Consider the following 15,625-nt stretch of genomic DNA (forward strand, 5'->3'; position numbering starts at 1 on the left):
CCGCCCGCCCGGGGCCGGGGCCGAGCGGGGGGCCCCCGCGCCGCCCGGGGCCCACGCTCGGGGCGCGGGGGGGGGGGGGGGCCCCCCCCGGGGCCCGGGGGGGCGCCCCCGGCCGGGCGGGCCTAGGCGGCGGCCTGGCGCAGTTCCTCGGCCGCGTAGCCGGGGCGGATCCCGAAGTCGTGCAGGATCTCCCGGGCTGCCCGGCGACCCGAGTGCAGGGCGCCCTGCACGGTGCTGGTCTCGCGGTGGTCGCCGCACACGTACAGCCCCGACAGCAGCCGCACCGGGCGGCGCACGTCGTGCGGGGCGGGCATCGCGGGGACGGCCTCCGGGTCGTGGTGCACGGCCAGCAGCCGCCAGTCGTCGGTCGGGGTGCCGTAGAGCCTGGCCAGGTGGGAGCGGACCCCGTCGTCCAGGCCGGGCGGGGGAGTACCCAGGACCGTGGAGGAGATCAGCACCCTGCCGTCGGGTGCGCGCGTGGGGTCGACCGCGCTGACGACGGCAGTGTGCGAGACGGGGCCGCTCCGGTCGGCGTCCAGGACCAGGGCGGAACCGGTCGGGGGCGCCGAGTCTGCGGTGTGGTGCAGCACGGTGACGGGATGGAAGTCCGGCACCCGCAGGCCGGGCAGCAGTTCGGCGGCGGTCCGCGCCCCGGTCGCCACCAGCAGCGAACGGCAGCCCAGCGGGCCGTCCTCCTCGGTGGTCACCGAGGAGATGGACGCGCCGGTGACGTGGACCCCGGTGCGTACCGTGCCGGGCGGCAGCGTCGCCGCCAGCAGTTCCGGCAGGGTCCCCGCCCCGCCCTCGGGCAGGCAGAGCCGGCCGCGTGCGAAGCCGCGCAGGGCGAGGTCGGCGCACCGGCTGGAGGTGGTGAGGCCGGGGTCGGACAGGAGCGCGGAGAGCAGGGGCCGCAGGAAGGCGTTGACGGTACGGGGCGGCAGGCCGCGGCGGAACAGGGCGTCCAGCGCGGGCAGTTCGGGCCGGGCCAGCAGACGCTCGACCGGGGTGGCGGCGATCCGGGCCAGGGCGGCCGTCAGCCGCGCCTGGTCGAGGGTGCCGCCCAGCGGCCGGGCCGCGGCAGCGGGTGCGGCCGGGGCGCCGGGGTGGGGCGACGCACGGACGAGGGAGGGGGCGGCGGCGCGTCCCGCCGCACCGCGGGGGGCGCTCGCGAGGGCGCGTGCCGCGGTCAGTGCGCCCCGTGCGCTCCGTACCCCGCCGTTCTCGCCCGCCCGGTAGCGGCGGCCCTCGCTGTGGACCAGTACTCCCGGGGCGAACGGACGCAGGACGAGGCCCTCCAGACCGGGCGTGCGGGACAGCTCCGGATACGCGGTGCTGAGCACCTGGCCGATCCGGTCGAGCCGGAATCCGTCGATCCGCTCGGTGGACATCCGCCCCCCGACGTAAGGGGCGGCCTCCAGGACCCTGACCGTTACACCGGCGTCGATGAGCTGGTGGGCCGCGCAGAGTCCGGCGACCCCGGCCCCCACGATGATGACGTCCGCATGGTGTGCTGTGGTGAGCACGTGCCCCTCCCCGAGGTCTGCCCGGCTGTGGTGCGGGGCTTGTGCCCCGACAGCCCTGCGGGATACCCGCGCCGGAGGTGCAGCGTAGAAGTCCGCACACTCTCTCCGGCAGGCGCGCACCTCCCGTGCACCGATGCACGGCGGTCGCACAGGAGTTCCCGTGCCCGGCCGCGCGCCGGTCGCACGCCGTCACCGGGGAGCCCGTGCCCCGTCCCCCGCGTCACCCGGCCACCGCCCGCGCGCCGGTCACTCGCCGCCGAGGGCCGCCCCGATCGCGTCGTCGATCGTCGGGAACGCGAACGAGAAGCCCGAGTCGAGCAGCTTCCGCGGCACCACCCGCTGGCTGCCCAGGACGTCCCCCGCCAGTTCGCCCAGGGCGATCCGCAGTGCGGCCTCCGGTACCGGGAAGAGGGTGGGCCGGTGGAGCACCCGGCCCATGGCGGCGGTCACCTCCCGGTTGGTGACCGGCTCCGGGGCGGTCAGGTTCACCGGGCCGGACAGCGACTCGGTGTCGACGAGGTGCCGCAGGGCCGCCACCTCGTCGTGCAGGGCGATGAAGCTCCAGTACTGCCTGCCGTCCCCGAGCCGCCCGCCCAGGCCCGCCCGGAAGATCGGGAAGAGCCGGCCCCAGGCGCCGCCGCCGCGCGCCACGACCAGGCCCGTGCGGGGGAACACCGTGCGGATGCCCGCCTCCTCGGCCGGGGCCGCGGCCTCCTCCCAGTCCACGCACAGCGACGGCAGGAACCCGTCGCCGGGCGGCGCCCCCTCGTCCACCTTCCGCTCGCCGGTGTCCCCGTAGAAGCCGAGCGCCGAACCGCTGACGAACACCCGCGGCGGCACGTCGAGCGAGGCGACGGCCTCCGCGAGGGCGGACGTGCCCAGCAGCCTGCTCTCCCGCAGCTCCCGCTTGTAGGCGTCCGTCCAGCGGTGGTCGCCGATGCCCGCCCCGGCCAGGTGCACCACCGCCTCGCACCCCGCCAGCCCGCCGGTGTCGACGTAACTGCGCCGTGGGTCCCACGTCACCTCGTCCGCGGCCCTGGCCGGGCGCCGCACGAGGCGGACCACCTCGTGCCCGTCCGCGCGCAGGGAGTGTGTCAGTGCCGTACCGATGAGGCCCGTGGAGCCGGAGACCGCGATGCGCATGGGGTCATCCTGCCCCGGATCCGGGCATCCGTGCGCGCCGTGGCACAGTGGCGCCATGTCCGATCCCGCGCGCCCCGCCGCCCCCTCGATACGCCCCGCCGTCCTCGCCGACGACGAGGCGCTCGGCCGGCTCGACCGGGACACCTGGTCGCCCCTGCACGCGGTGACGCCGATGCCGGAGCCGCCGTACGAGGCGTACTTCGACGTCAACCACCGGCCCGAGGACGTACTGGTCGCCCAGGACGCGGCGGGCGGCGCCCTGTGCGGATACGTGCGGCTGGTGCACCCCACCCCGCTCGCCAGCAACGCGCACGTCCTGCAGATCAACGGACTCGCGGTCGCCGAGCACGCCCGGGGCCGGGGCGTGGCCCGGCTGCTGCTGCGGGCCGCCCGCGCGGAGGCGGACCGGCGCGGCGCCCGGCGGATCACGCTCCGGGTGCTCGGCCACAACGCGCCCGCGCGCGCGTTGTACGCCTCGGAGGGGTTCGCCGTGGAGGGCGTACTGCCCGGCGAGTTCTTCCTGGACGGGCGGTACGTGGACGACGTGCTCATGGGGCGCCCGGTCGACGGCTGACGGCGCACCCGGACCGTAATACCGGCATAGTGGATCAAACCGGCGCGAGGCAGGTGCGCCGGAGAAGTCCCGAACGCCCGGAACAGCGGTCGCAGAGGAGCCCGTGTCCCATGAGCTCGGTCCGAGCCCGCCGCGGCGAGGCGGTCCCCGGGTGGCTGCGCGGCGAGCCCGCGCCGCGCTGGGCGCGAGCCCTGCCGCTGGGACTGCTGGTGGTCCTCGCGGTGGCCGACGTGTTCAGCGACGCCGTCGAGCTGGACCATCTGCTGGCCGTGCTGCCACCGCTGGCCGCCGTCGTCTACGGGCCGCTGAACACGGCCCTGCTGAGCCTGGCCGTGCTCCTGCTGGTGCACCCCTTCACCCCCGGCTCGCGGGCCGACGCGGGCTCCCTGCTCTCCTTCACCGTCGCCTCGCTGCTGAGCGTGGCCTTCGCCCGGATCCGCAGCCGCCGCGACGCCCAGCTCGTCGGCATCAACGCGGTGGCCGAGGCGGCCCAGCTCGCCGTACTGCCCCCACTGGCCGAACGCGTCGGCACGGTGCGCTGCGCCGGGCTGTACCGGGCGGCCCTGCGCGGTGCGCTGGTGAGCGGCGACCTGTACGACGTGCGCGCCGGGCCCTGGGGCGTACGCGCGGTGGTGGCCGACGTGAAGGGGCACGACCTGTCCGCGCTGTCGACCGTCTCGGCGCTGCTCGGCGCCTTCCGCGAGGCGGCGCTCGACGACGCGGACCTCGCGGCGGTCGCCCTGCGGATGGACCGCCGCCTGACCGTCGACTCGGCGGCCGTCGAGCACGCGGAACTGTTCGCGACGGCCGTGCTCCTGGAGTTCCCGCCCGGCGAGCGGGTCGTACGGGTGGTGTGCTGCGGGCACCCGCCGCCCCTGCTGCTGCGCGGCGGGCAGGCCGCCGAGATCCGCCTCGACCACGCCCCGCCGCTCGGGCTCGGCCTCGCGGAGCTGGGGGCGCCCGCGGTCGCCTCGGTGCCGCTGCGCCCCGGCGACCGCCTGCTCGCCCACACCGACGGCGTCACCGAGGCCCGCGACGCGGCGGGCGACTTCTACCCGCTGGCCCGCAGGCTGCCGGGCCTGGCCGCGGAGGCGGCGGAACCGGGGGAGCTGACCGAGGCGGTGCTGGCCGACCTGGTCTCCTTCACCGGCGGGGGCGGCCGGTGGCGCGGCGAGCGCACCGGGGACGACGTGGCGCTCCTGCTGCTCCAGCCGGAAGCCCCCTGAACCCTCCCCGGTGTGCCGGGAGCCCCTCGGCGGGGCGTGCCCCGCCCCCGCGTGGCTCAGTAGTGCGTGCCCCCGTCGATCCGGATCTCCGTGCCCGTGATGAACGCCCCGTCCTCGGAGCCGAGCATGGCCACCACGCCGGCCACCGTCTCCGGCCCGGCGAAGCCCTGGCCGAGCGCCGGGGCCAGCTTCGCGAAGAGCGTCATGTCGGCGTCCGCGGGCAGGCCGGGGCCCTTGCCGCTGGTCATGTCGGAGGCTATCGAGCCCGGCGCCACGGACACCGCGCGCAGCCCCTGCTTGCCGTACTCGGCGGCGATGGCGTGCGTCATCGACTGGATGCCGCCCTTGCTGGCCGCGTACGCCGACATGTACGGGTGGGCGAACGACGCCGACGTCGACGAGAAGTTGACGACGACCGGCCGCTCGCCCGCCAGGAGCGACGGCAGGGACTCGCGGATCATCAGGAAGGTGCCGGTCAGGTTGACCGCGAGCACCTTGTTGAAGAAGTCCAGCGTGGTCTCGTGGGTGTGCGACGAGCGCAGGATCCCGGCCGCGTTCACCAGGACGTCCAGACCGCCGAGGGTCTCCACGGCGGCGGCCACGCCGGCCCGCACCGCGGCCTCGTCGGAGATGTCGAGCACCGCGGTGGTCAGCCGCCCGGCCACCTCGGCGGAAGCGGCGGCGGCCTGCTCGGCGGTCTCCTTGAGACCGGCCTCGTTGACGTCGACGGCGACGACCAGGCCGCCCTCGGCGAGCACCCGGTGCACGGTGGCCCGGCCGATGCCGGAACCCGCACCGCTGATCAGGACGCGGCGGCCTTCGTAACGCTTCATTTCTTCCACTCCAGGTTCCGGTTGCTGCGAGGGCCTCGGAAAGGGGCCCACATGCAACACGTTACGCCCAAGTGGCACGATTTGCCACTACGTCATCCCGTGCAGATCTGCCGGTCCCCGGCGTACCCTGCTCTGGTGAGCACCCAGCCATCCCCCGCCGCCCAGCCGTCCCTCACCGAGCGACGCAAGGCCGCCACCCAGCTCGACATCGCGCGGGCCGCCGCGGAACTCTTCGCGGAGCACGGCCCGGACGGCACCACCGCCGAGGCCATCGCCAACCGCGCCGGGGTCGCCCTGCGCACCTTCTACCGCTACTTCCGCAGCAAGCAGGACGCGGTCGCCCCGCTGCTGGCCGCGGGCGGCGACCAGTGGCGCGGACTGCTCGCCGCGGCCGAGCCGGGGTCCGGGGTGCTCACCGCGCTGGAGCGGGCGGTGGCCCAGGCGCTGGCCGCCCCCGACGCGCACGCCGTCGAGCAGCTGGGCTGGACCCGCGGACTGCTGCGGGCGGCCGAGCAGGACCCGGCGCTGCGGGCCGTCTGGTACCGGGTGAACCAGGAGTCGGAGGAGCGCCTGACGCCCGTCCTGGGCACGCTCGCCGGGCCGGACGCCGACCCGCTGGAGGTGCGGCTCGCCTCGGCCGCCGCCACCGCGGCCATCCGTACGGCGCTGGAGGCGTGGGCGCGTACCGAAGCGGGAACCGACGGCCCCGGCTCGCCCGCCGAACTTGCCGCCCGCTGCCTCAGGGAACTGACGGGCGGCATGAGCCTGGCCTGAGTGCACCCGGGCCCGGGTGTCCGCGTGCCCGAGCGGCCGCGGAACCGGGATCGCCGCGTGCGCGGTCAGTCGCCGAAGCGCTCCCACAGCTGCGGGTAGCGATCCGCCAGCACCGCCTCGTCGTCCAGGTCGACCGGGGTGCCGACCGGCTCCGCGGGCTGGGCCGGGACGCCCAGGTCCGGTGCCACCGCCCCGGTCAGCTGTTCGTACGCCTCGTCCGCCGCGTACCCCAGCTCCTCGCCGTCGCCGTCCAGTTCGTCGTCGAAGTCGTCGAGCAGTCCGGCCAGGTCGTCCGGCTCGTGCAGCGCCCCCTCGAAGACCTCCCGGCCCTGTCCGATCAGCCAGCAGCGGAAGTAGTCGAAGGCGTCGTCGCTCGCCGCGCCCAGCAGGACCGCCGCGGCCCCCCACAAGTCCCAGCGGTAGGCGCGGTTGTAGCGCACCTCGAAGTGTCTGGCGAAGTCGAGCACGGCCTCGGGGTCCGACTGGAGCAACCGCTCGACCAGCAGGTCGGCGTGGTCCTCGGGGTCGCCGTCGGCGGCCACGCGGGTGCTGTCGACCATCTCCCAGAATTCCGTCTCGTCCATCACGAGGTACAGCATCGGGCTTGAGCGGGTGCCGCGCACGCGGAGCGCACGGATGTCGGCCGTCTCGTTACTCACGCCCGTCCGTGCGGCCGGGTGTTCGGGAGGCCCCACTTCCGGGGTGGGTCCCGTGTGACCGTCCCATGATTCACTCGTTTGAAGGGCAAGCGAAGCACGCACTCTCACCCTCAAAGGGGTTGCCCTCGCCATGGACATCGAAGACCGTACGACGCCTCCCGGCGGGATCGGCACCCCACCGTCCCCGCTCAGCGTGGAACAGGCCGAGGCGGCGCTCGTCGAGCACTATCCGCGCCTGGTCAGGCTCGCCTTTATCACCCTGGCACCCGCCCTCGGCAGGCACCGCCGGGTCCTGGCGGCCCACGGAATCGTCCAGCGCGCCCTCCCGGCCCGCCGGACCCGCAAGAGCACGGACATCCCCGGCCGGCGCACCGCCCCCGCGTCGCCCCCCGGCGGACCCGCCGGTGCCGCCTACGTCACCCTGCGCGCCCGGGTCCTGCGGGACGCCATGGCCTACGGCAGGCGCCCCGGCTGGTGGCCGAAGCGGGGGCCGGGGCCCGAGCGGCTGCGCCACCCGCTGCCCGCCGTGTGGGGGCTGAGGGTCTTCCCCGCCGCGGGCGGCGCCGACGAACTCGCCCTGGAACAGGCCCTGTCCGGGGCCGACGCCGCCACCCGCGCCGCCCTCGCGCTGCGCCGGGCCGAGGGCCTGGACGAGCGGGCGACCGCCGTCCTGCTCGCCGAGGCGGGCGCCACCGAACCCGCCCTCGCCGTCCGCACCGCCGAACGGCTCGGCAGGCAGGCCCTGGGCGAGCCGCCGGTGGACGAGGACGGCCGGGAGACCCCGCACCCGCTGCTCTCCGGCGAGTTCGACCCCTGCTTCGTGCACACCCGCCCCACCGACCTGCTGCGCCGCAGGCACCGCACCAGGGCCGCGGGAGCGGTCGTCGTGGTGGCCGCGGTGGCCGCCGCGGCCCTGCCGCTGGTCCTGCGCGGCGCCGACCCCTCCCCGGAGCGGGTCGCGGCCACCGGCACCGTCAACGCCTCCATAAGCCAACGGATCCTGGACCCGGGGCATCTCGTGCGGGCCGGCAGGGACGAATGGGCCGACACCTCGCGCGTCGACTTCACCGTCTGGCCCGCCCGCGGCGACCGGCTCGACGACACCGCCCTGCTGGGCCGCGCCCTCCAGGTGTGGGCCTCGCCGGCCCGCGAGGTACGGATCACCAGCACGCCCGGCACCGGCACGGAGCCGCCCACCCGGCCGCCCCGGCTGCTGTACGCGGGCGACGTGGACGGCACCGCGGTCGTCCTGCTGAACGACGGCGACCGCACCGTCCGCTACGCCGAGAGCGCCGACGCGAAGGCGGCCCCGGCGCTGGACTTCGTGCGCACCGACGACGCCGACGTGGTCACCGGCGCCGCCCTCGTCGTCACCCGCGAGGGGCCCGGCTCGCGATTCCTGCTGGCGCCCTGGATCGACGAGACCACCACCCGCGACCTGCTCAGGCCCAACCTGCCGGGCAAGGACCTCGACGTGCGCGCCGACGGGGTCACGGCGCCGGTGCCCCGCCCTGGAGCGAGCGGAACCTGCGACTCCTGGCCGGCGCTCCAGCTCCGTTCCTCCGAACTGATCGTCGAGAAGCACGCCTTCCTGCTCACCGACCTCGGCGACCTGGCGCCCGTGCACCTCACCTACACCCCGCCCCCGGGCAGCGGGGCGCCCGCCCGGCAGCCGCGCGAGGCGACCAGCGCCACCGCCCTGCAGAGCTGGGCGCACACCGCCTGCCACCTGCCGTCGATGCGCGGCGCCGGGGTGCGGGCCGTCAACAACTGGGTGTACGCCCAGCAGACCCTCCCCGAGGCGGCCGGCCGGGCCGACTGGGTGTGCACCCGCGCCGACACCTGGCGGGGCCCCGGCCGGGTACTGGTCCAGCTCCAGCTGCCCGGCGCCGCGCCCACCGCGCTCGGCGTGCCGGTCGCGACGGCGACCGACACCGCGTCGTGCAGCCGCTTCGGCCAGCACGTGGTCGCCGGGGCTGCCTGGCGGGCACCGAAGTCGGGCGACTGGTACCTGCTCGCGGCCGGCAGCAGGAAGGTCACCCGGATCCAGGCGAGCGGCGGCGTGAAGGCCGCCGGTTCCGGGCCGTTCCTGGCGGTCCGGGCCCCGAAGGGGGTGAAGGCGGAACTTCGGGCGCGGATGGCGGACGGATCGGAGCTGGCGGGACTCCACTGAAATCCGGACAGCAGCTGTCTGGATTGGCGGGCATGCTCGGTCGTGCCGGACGAGGACGCGTCCGGCGGGACGAGACGAAGGAGTACGCCATGGGTGATCTGACCGGCCGCATCGTGCTGGTGGCGGGCGCGACCCGGGGCGCCGGGCGCGCCATCGCGGTCCAGTTCGGCGCGCGGGGCGCGACGGTGTACGTGACCGGCCGCACCACCCGCGAGCGGGCGAGCGAGGTCGGCCGTACGACGGAGACCATCGAGGAGAGCGCAGAGCTGGTCACGGCGGCGGGCGGCGAGGGCATCGCCGTCCCCACCGACCACCTGGAGCCCGGCCAGGTCCGCGCGCTGGTCGCGCGCATCGACCGCGAGCAGGGCAGGCTCGACGTCCTGGTGAACGACATCTGGGGCGGCGAGCACCTGGTCGAGTTCGGCAAGAAGATGTGGGAGACCGGACTCGACCAGGGCCTCAGGATGCTGGAACTCGGCGTCAGGAGCCACATCGTCACCAGCAGTTGCGCCCTTCCGCTGCTGGTGCGCCACGAGGGCGGCCTCGTGGTCGAGATCACCGACGGCACGGCCGAGACGAACAGGGCGTTCCGCGAGAACTTCTACTACGACCTCGCGAAGAACGCACCGATCCGGATGGCCTCCAACCTCGCGCACGACCTGGAGTCGGTGGGCGGCACCGCGGTCTCCGTCACCCCCGGATTCCTCCGCTCCGAGCAGATGCTCGACCACTTCGGGGTGAGCGAGGAGAACTGGCGCGACGCCGTCGCCAAGGACCCGGCCTTCGCCATCGCGGAGTCCCCGGTGTTCGTGGGCCGGGGCATCGCGGCCCTGGCCGCCGACCCGGAGCGGGCCCGGTGGAACGGGCAGTCGCTGTCCAGCGCCCAGCTCGGCAAGGAGTACGGGGTGCGCGACGCGGACGGCTCGCAGCCGGACGCGTGGGGCTTCCTGCGCAGGTTCACCGCGGGGGAGAAGGTGTCGGCGGAGGACTACCGCTGAGACGCGGGTCCGTCGGGCGCCCCGTACAGCTCCGACATCCGGTGTGCCGTCCCCGCCAGCATTTCGCGCAGCTCGGGCGGGGACAGCACCTCCACCTCCGCACCCATGCCCAGCAGCTGGGTGTACGCGACCTCCACCGACTCCATCGGCAGCGTCAGCGTCACCCGCTCCCGCGCGTCCGGTCCGGCCGCCCGGGCCAGCGCCTCCCGGGCGGCGGCCGGGTCGGTGACCCGGGGGAGTTGGCGGACGCCCGCCGGGGTCAGCCGCAGCACCGCCTCCATGCGCAGCAGCGACCGGGCGAACCCTGCGGCCCGGTCCGCCCAGAAGCCCGGGAGGTCGAACTCCTCGTCCCGTACGAAGGGTTCGCCGGTGACCGTCACCTCCTGGAAGCGGTCCAGCCGGTAGACCCGTACGTCACCGGACTGTGCCCGTGCGCACACGTACCAGATGCCGCCCTTGAGGACGAGGCCGTAGGGCTCCAGCCGGCGTTCCACCTCGCGGTCGGGCCGGCCGTAGCGGGTCTCGGCCACCCGGTCGCCCCACACCGCCTCCGCCATCGCGGGCAGCAGCCGGGGCGTCCGCGGTTCCTGGTACCAGCCGGGGGCGTCCAGGTGGAAGCGCTGGGCGGCGTTCGCGGAGGCGTCCCGCAGTGAGGGCAGCAGCGCGGCCGACACCTTCAGCCGGGCCGCCGACGCCGCGTCCTGAAGCCCCATCTCCCGCAGCGCGCCCGGCAGTCCGGACAGGAACAGGGCCTCCGCCTCGCTGCGGGCCAGGCCCGTCAGCCGGGTCCGGTACCCGCCGATCAGCCGGTAGCCGCCCGCCCTGCCCCGGTCCGCGTACACCGGCACGCCCGCCTCGGAGAGCGCCTGGGCGTCCCGGGTGACGGTCCGCTCGGAGACCTCCAGCTCCCGGGCCAGCTCGGCGGCGGTCATCATCGGCCGGGACTGGAGGAGGAGCACCATCTTGATGAGGCGGGCAGCACGCATGGGCAACATTGTGGGGGCGGGGTGCGGGCGCGTCCCCACGAGGGACCCGTCCGCACCCCGCCCCCGTCCGGGCGCCGGGCCCTACAGCCCGTACTTCTCCCGCGCGTCCTTCACCAGCGAGGCCGCAACGCCGCCCCGCTTCGCCAGCTGCGCCAGGGTCGCCACGACCACCGACTGGGCGTCCACGCCGAAGTGGCGGCGGGCCGCCTCACGGGTGTCGGAGAGACCGAAGCCGTCCGTGCCCAGTGAGGTGTAGTCCTGCTCGACCCACTGGCTGATCTGGTCGGGGACCTGACGCATCCAGTCGCTGACCGCGACGACCGGGCCGGGCGCGTCCGCGAGGGCCTGCGTCACGTACGGGATGCGCTGCTCGCCGCGCAGGAGCGCCTCGTCGGCCTCCAGCGCGTCGCGGCGCAGCTCGCCCCACGAGGTGGCGGACCACACGTCGGCGTGCACGTTCCAGTCGGCGGCCAGCAGCTCCTGGGCCTCCAGGGCCCAGTGGATCGCCGTGCCGGAGGCGAGCAGCTGGGCGCGCGCCGCGTTCGCGGGCACGTCGGCCGCCTCCTTGAAGCGGTAGAGACCGCGGACGATGCCCTCCTCGACGCCCTCGGGCATCGCGGGCTGCGGCATCGGCTCGTTGTAGACGGTGAGGTAGTAGAAGACGTCCTCCGGCTTCTCGCCGTACATCCGCTTCAGACCGTCCTGGACGATCACCGCGACCTCGTAGGCGAACGCCGGGTCGTAGTTGAGCGACGCCGGGTTGGTGGAGGCGATCAGGTGCGAGTGGCCGTCCGCGTGCTGCAGGCCCTCACCGGTGAGCGTGGTGCGGCCGGCGGTGGCGCCGACGATGAAGCCCTTGCCGAGCTGGTCGGCGAGCTGCCACATCTGGTCGCCGGTCCGCTGCCAGCCGAACATCGAGTAGAAGATGTAGAACGGGATCATCGTCTCGCCGTGCGTGGAGTACGCGGTCGACGCGGCGATGAAGTCCGCCATGGCCCCGGCTTCGGTGATGCCCTCGTTGAGGACCTGACCGTCCTTGGCCTCCTTGTAGTACATCAGCTGGTCGCGGTCGACCGGGTCGTAGGTCTGGCCGAGCGGGGAGTAGATGCCGGCGGAGGGGAACAGCGCCTCCATGCCGAAGGTGCGCGCCTCGTCGGGGACGATCGGCACCCAGCGCCTGCCGGTCTCCTTGTCCCGCATCAGGTCCTTCACCAGGCGGACGAACGCCATGGTGGTGGCCATGCCCTGCTTGGAGCCCTTCTTCAGCGCGGCGAAGGACTTCTCCTGCGGCTGGGGCAGCGGCGCGACGGGGTGCACCCGGCGGGCCGGGGCGGGACCGCCCAGGGCCGCGCGGCGCTCCTGGAGGTAGCGGACCTCGGGGGAGTCGGCGCCCGGGTGGCCGTACGGGACGAGGGAGTCGTCCAGCTTCGCGTCCGGGATCGGAAGCTCCAGCAGGTCGCGCATCGCGCGGAACTCCTTGCCGGTGAGCTTCTTCATCTGGTGGTTGGCGTTGCGCGACTCGAAGGTCGGGCCGAGCGTGTAGCCCTTGACCGTCTGGGCCAGGATCACGGTCGGCTGGCCCTTGTGCTCGACGGCCGCCTTGTACGCCGCGTACACCTTGCGGGCCTCGTGGCCGCCGCGCGAGGTGTGGAAGCACTCGGCGATCTTCGCGTCGGTGAGGACGTCGGCGAGCTGCTTGAGCGCGGGCTCCGCGCCGAAGAAGTGCTCGCGGATGTAGGCGACGTCACGGGTGGCGTACGTCTGGAACTGGGCGTCCGGGACGGCCCGCAGTCGGCGCACCAGCGCGCCCGTGGTGTCCAGCTGGAACAGCTCGTCCCAGGCGGAGCCCCACAGCGACTTGACGACGTTCCAGCCGGCGCCGCGGAAGGCGCCCTCCAGCTCCTGCACGACGCGGAAGTTGGCGCGGACCGGGCCGTCGAGGCGCTGCAGGTTGCAGTTGATGACGAAGGTCAGGTTGTCGAGACCCTCGCGGGCGGCCAGCGTGAGCGCCGCGGTCGCCTCGGGCTCGTCCATCTCGCCGTCACCGAGGAACGCCCACACGTGGGAGTTCGAGGTGTCCTTGATGTTGCGGTTCTCCAGGTAGCGGTTGAACCGCGCCTGGTAGATCGCCGACAGCGGGCCCAGGCCCATGGAGACGGTGGGGAACTCCCACAGCCAGGGCAGCCGGCGCGGGTGCGGGTAGGAGGGCAGGCCGTTGCCGCCCGCCTCCTGGCGGAAGTTGTCGAGCTGCTGCTCGTCGAGGCGGCCGTCGAGGAAGGCGCGCGCGTAGATGCCGGGGGAGGCGTGGCCCTGGATGTAGAGCTGGTCGCCGGAGCCGTCCCCCTCCTTGCCGCGGAAGAAGTGGTTGAAGCCCGTCTCGTACAGCCAGGCGGCCGACGCGAAGGTCGCTATGTGGCCGCCCACGCCGAAGCGGGAGCCGCGGGTCACCATGGCCGCCGCGTTCCAGCGGTTCCAGGCGGTGATCCGGCTCTCCATCTCCAGGTCGCCGTCGAAGGCGGGCTCGGAGGAGGTCGGGATGGTGTTGACGTAGTCCGTCTCCAGCAGCTTGGGCAGCGCCAGTCCGGCGGCCTCGGCGTGGTGGAGGGTGCGGCGCATCAGGTATTCGGCACGGTGCGAACCGGCGGCCTTGGCGACGGCGTCGAGCGAGGCCGCCCATTCGGCGGTCTCTTCGGTGTCGCGGTCCGGGAGCTGGTCGAGCTCGCTCGGACGGTTGCGTACGGAGTCGTTCATGACGCCGCCTTCCGGTAAAGGAGGGGGTGGGGGTGGAGAGAGTGGTGCGGGGGTCTGTGTCTGGCAGGACGGGACCCGGAAATGCGGACCGGATGAGGTCCGCCGTCGACTGTAAGCAACTGATCGATGATCGATCAAAGTTTGGGAGCAAAAAATTCTCCCGCGGACCGAAATAGGCATTCCGTGCCATGAAAAGGGGCACGAAGTGTCACCAGCAATGGGTGCAATTCGGTCATACGGGATCGGTGTTGCTCAGGTCTCCCTCCGCGACGGATCCCCCGGAGAGCGGCCGTTCAGGCCCGCGGCGCGCACCCCAGCACATGCGCCTTCACCCGTTCGCCGATCCGCGGATCGCGCCGCCTGAAGGCGTCCACCAGTTCCTCGTGCTCCTCCGCGTACGACTTCTGCACCGTCCCCAGCCACCGGATCGACAGCGCCGTGAACACCTCGATGCCCAGCCCCTCCCAGGTGTGCAGCAGCACCCCGTTGCCCGCCGCCCGCACCAGCTCCCGGTGGAAGCCCACCGTGTGCCGCACCTGCGCGGTCCCGTCCACCGCCCGGTCCGCCGCGTACAGCGCCACCACGTGCGGCTCCAGCGCCGACACGTCCTCGGCCAGCGCGTCCGCGGCCAGTTCGGCGGCGATCTGCTCCAGGCCCGCCCGCACCGGGTAGCTCTCCTCCAGATCGGCGGCGGTCAGATTCCGCACCCGTACGCCCTTGTTGGGCGCCGACTCGATCAGCCGCAGCGTCTCCAGCTCGCGCAGCGCCTCACGGACCGGCGTCTGGCTCACCTGGAGCTCGGTGGCGATCCGCCGCTCCACGATCCGCTCGCCCGGCTTCCAGCGCCCGCTGACGATCCCCTCCACGATGTGCTCGCGGATCTGCTCGCGCAGCGAGTGGACGACGGGCGGGTTCATGCGGTGCTCCTTCACGCGGGCACGCACCTTCGCGACGGGAGGGCGGCGGCGACTGTGGCTGTGTGGGGATGACGATACGGGTCGCGCACCGGCCGCAGAGCCCCGCGACTAGGAGTCCTTGGACACCTTTGACGCATTGCGGGCCACCGCGTCGTAATGGGCCTTGACCGAGGTGAGGGTGGCCCCGTGGTCCCGCACCGCCCGCTTCTCGTAGGCGAGATGGACGGCTTCGGAGACCCCCAGGTAGTTCACCCGGGTGCGGCAGCGGAGGTCGGTGGTGGCCGCGGCCCGCTCCCTGGCCCCGGCCTTCGCGGTACGGGTCCAGGCCGGGTCCTCGGCGGCGGCGTCGAAGGAGGCGTAGGAGAAGCCCGCCTCGCGCATGCAGGCCGACCAGGCGCCGGTCATCGCGACGTACGCCGGGTCCTTCGCCCCCTCGGCCCAGGCCGCGGAGCGCAGCCTCAGCAGGGTGTTGAGCGCGCTGTTGCCGGGGTGCTCGGCCCGCTCGGCCGGGCTGCCCTTCGCCAGCGTGCGCTCGGTGCGCCCCGCGCAGCCGCCGCGCGGCACGGCCCTGCCGTTGACCTCGCGGTCGGGGCCCGCGGCGGGGGCGCCGCTGGGTGCCGGGCGCGGGTCGGGGCCGTTGAGCACCAGCAGACGGTCGCGCTGTTCGGGCCCGTCGGCCGCTCTCCCGGCGGGGGCGGCGCCGTCGGCAGGCCGCGGCACGTTGTGGAAGCCGTGGGCGGCGGCCTCCGCCAGGGTGCGGGGGAGCGTCGTGCCCCGCCGGAGGTCGGCGAGCAGCGCGGCGTCGGAGTGGGCGGTGATCCGGGCGGTGAGACCGTACTCGGCCAGGCAGGCGTTGAGCAGCGCGGACTCGGCGCGCTGCACGGCCGCCAGCTCCCGGTCGCCCGGCACGAAGGCGGCGAAGGGCATCTCGGTGGCGGTGGGGCCGGACGGCGTCGCCACGGGGCCCACGGCGACCGCCCCGGCCGCCGGATCGGGGCCGCCGCTGCCGGTGCAGCCCGCCAGCAGGCCCAGGGCGGCGGCGACGAGGGACGCCCTGCGGTACCGCAA

Annotated in this window: 13 protein-coding genes; 5 read left to right on the plus strand and 8 right to left on the minus strand. The window is 74.5% G+C overall.

The features are described from left to right. Window positions 1–122: 122 nt before the first annotated feature. Both ACFYVL_RS23080 and ACFYVL_RS23085 read right to left on the minus strand, forming a co-directional pair. The gene (locus ACFYVL_RS23080; protein ID WP_389247708.1) at window positions 123–1,523 is read right to left on the minus strand and encodes an NAD(P)/FAD-dependent oxidoreductase; all 1,401 of its coding nucleotides are present in this window, start codon (window positions 1,521–1,523) and stop codon (window positions 123–125) included. Window positions 1,524–1,769: 246 nt separating this feature from the next. Then, complete coding sequence (locus ACFYVL_RS23085) at window positions 1,770–2,666, minus strand: TIGR01777 family oxidoreductase (protein WP_389247710.1); 897 nt, start codon at window positions 2,664–2,666, stop codon at window positions 1,770–1,772. 55 nt (window positions 2,667–2,721) lie between these two features. Between ACFYVL_RS23085 and ACFYVL_RS23090 the strand changes: the two genes are divergently transcribed. Next, complete coding sequence (locus ACFYVL_RS23090) at window positions 2,722–3,240, plus strand: GNAT family N-acetyltransferase (protein ID WP_389247712.1); 519 nt, start codon at window positions 2,722–2,724, stop codon at window positions 3,238–3,240. A 110-nt stretch (window positions 3,241–3,350) separates the two neighbouring features. Further along, window positions 3,351–4,466 (plus strand): PP2C family protein-serine/threonine phosphatase, encoded by a 1,116-nt coding sequence (locus ACFYVL_RS23095; protein WP_389247714.1) that lies wholly within the window; start codon window positions 3,351–3,353, stop codon window positions 4,464–4,466. A 56-nt stretch (window positions 4,467–4,522) separates the two neighbouring features. Here ACFYVL_RS23095 and ACFYVL_RS23100 read toward each other — a convergent pair whose 3' ends face one another. After that, window positions 4,523–5,299, minus strand: a complete 777-nt coding sequence (locus tag ACFYVL_RS23100; RefSeq protein ID WP_389247716.1) for an SDR family NAD(P)-dependent oxidoreductase — start codon at window positions 5,297–5,299, stop codon at window positions 4,523–4,525. Between the two features lie 135 nt (window positions 5,300–5,434). Between ACFYVL_RS23100 and ACFYVL_RS23105 the strand changes: the two genes are divergently transcribed. Beyond that, window positions 5,435–6,073 carry a TetR/AcrR family transcriptional regulator gene (locus ACFYVL_RS23105; protein ID WP_389247718.1) on the plus strand — a complete coding sequence of 213 codons (639 nt, stop codon included), beginning with the start codon at window positions 5,435–5,437 and terminating at the stop codon, window positions 6,071–6,073. A gap of 65 nt (window positions 6,074–6,138) precedes the next feature. Here ACFYVL_RS23105 and ACFYVL_RS23110 read toward each other — a convergent pair whose 3' ends face one another. Then, complete coding sequence (locus ACFYVL_RS23110) at window positions 6,139–6,657, minus strand: DUF4240 domain-containing protein (protein WP_389248213.1); 519 nt, start codon at window positions 6,655–6,657, stop codon at window positions 6,139–6,141. A 205-nt stretch (window positions 6,658–6,862) separates the two neighbouring features. On the opposite strand from ACFYVL_RS23110, the gene ACFYVL_RS23115 reads away from it, so the two are divergent. Further along, entirely contained in the window at window positions 6,863–8,905 is a 2,043-nt protein-coding gene (locus ACFYVL_RS23115; protein WP_389247720.1) for a hypothetical protein, read from the plus strand. Window positions 8,906–8,994: 89 nt separating this feature from the next. Beyond that, complete coding sequence (locus tag ACFYVL_RS23120; protein WP_389247722.1) at window positions 8,995–9,903, plus strand: SDR family oxidoreductase; 909 nt, start codon at window positions 8,995–8,997, stop codon at window positions 9,901–9,903. Here the strand turns inward: ACFYVL_RS23120 and ACFYVL_RS23125 are convergent. From ACFYVL_RS23125 to ACFYVL_RS23140, 4 genes are all read right to left on the minus strand, one after another. Beyond that, a complete protein-coding gene (locus ACFYVL_RS23125) occupies window positions 9,894–10,889 on the minus strand; it encodes a helix-turn-helix transcriptional regulator (RefSeq protein WP_389247724.1) in 996 nt (331 codons plus the stop codon). The two genes, ACFYVL_RS23120 and ACFYVL_RS23125, sit on opposite strands and share 10 nt — an antisense overlap. A gap of 81 nt (window positions 10,890–10,970) precedes the next feature. Next, window positions 10,971–13,640, minus strand: coding sequence for a pyruvate dehydrogenase (acetyl-transferring), homodimeric type (gene aceE, locus ACFYVL_RS23130; protein ID WP_389247726.1), 2,670 nt, complete (start codon window positions 13,638–13,640; stop codon window positions 10,971–10,973). Between the two features lie 293 nt (window positions 13,641–13,933). Beyond that, on the minus strand, window positions 13,934–14,557 hold the full coding sequence (locus tag ACFYVL_RS23135; RefSeq protein WP_389247728.1) for a GntR family transcriptional regulator: 624 nt from the start codon (window positions 14,555–14,557) through the stop codon (window positions 13,934–13,936). Window positions 14,558–14,665: 108 nt separating this feature from the next. Continuing rightward, on the minus strand, window positions 14,666–15,625 hold the full coding sequence (locus ACFYVL_RS23140; protein ID WP_389247730.1) for a hypothetical protein: 960 nt from the start codon (window positions 15,623–15,625) through the stop codon (window positions 14,666–14,668).

Origin of the sequence: Streptomyces sp. NPDC004111, assembly GCF_042874215.1 — a bacterium.
Lineage (GTDB): Bacteria > Actinomycetota > Actinomycetes > Streptomycetales > Streptomycetaceae > Streptomyces.

Coding starts and splice junctions, on each gene's coding strand:
- ACFYVL_RS23115 (WP_389247720.1), top strand. CDS start 6,863: ATGGACATCGAAGACCGTACGACGCCTCCCGGCGGGATCGGCACCCCA.
- ACFYVL_RS23095 (WP_389247714.1), top strand. CDS start 3,351: ATGAGCTCGGTCCGAGCCCGCCGCGGCGAGGCGGTCCCCGGGTGGCTG.
- ACFYVL_RS23110 (WP_389248213.1), bottom strand. CDS start 6,657: ATGGACGAGACGGAATTCTGGGAGATGGTCGACAGCACCCGCGTGGCC.
- ACFYVL_RS23090 (WP_389247712.1), top strand. CDS start 2,722: ATGTCCGATCCCGCGCGCCCCGCCGCCCCCTCGATACGCCCCGCCGTC.
- ACFYVL_RS23120 (WP_389247722.1), top strand. CDS start 8,995: ATGGGTGATCTGACCGGCCGCATCGTGCTGGTGGCGGGCGCGACCCGG.
- aceE (WP_389247726.1), bottom strand. CDS start 13,640: ATGAACGACTCCGTACGCAACCGTCCGAGCGAGCTCGACCAGCTCCCG.
- ACFYVL_RS23135 (WP_389247728.1), bottom strand. CDS start 14,557: ATGAACCCGCCCGTCGTCCACTCGCTGCGCGAGCAGATCCGCGAGCAC.
- ACFYVL_RS23085 (WP_389247710.1), bottom strand. CDS start 2,666: ATGCGCATCGCGGTCTCCGGCTCCACGGGCCTCATCGGTACGGCACTG.
- ACFYVL_RS23100 (WP_389247716.1), bottom strand. CDS start 5,299: ATGAAGCGTTACGAAGGCCGCCGCGTCCTGATCAGCGGTGCGGGTTCC.
- ACFYVL_RS23125 (WP_389247724.1), bottom strand. CDS start 10,889: ATGCGTGCTGCCCGCCTCATCAAGATGGTGCTCCTCCTCCAGTCCCGG.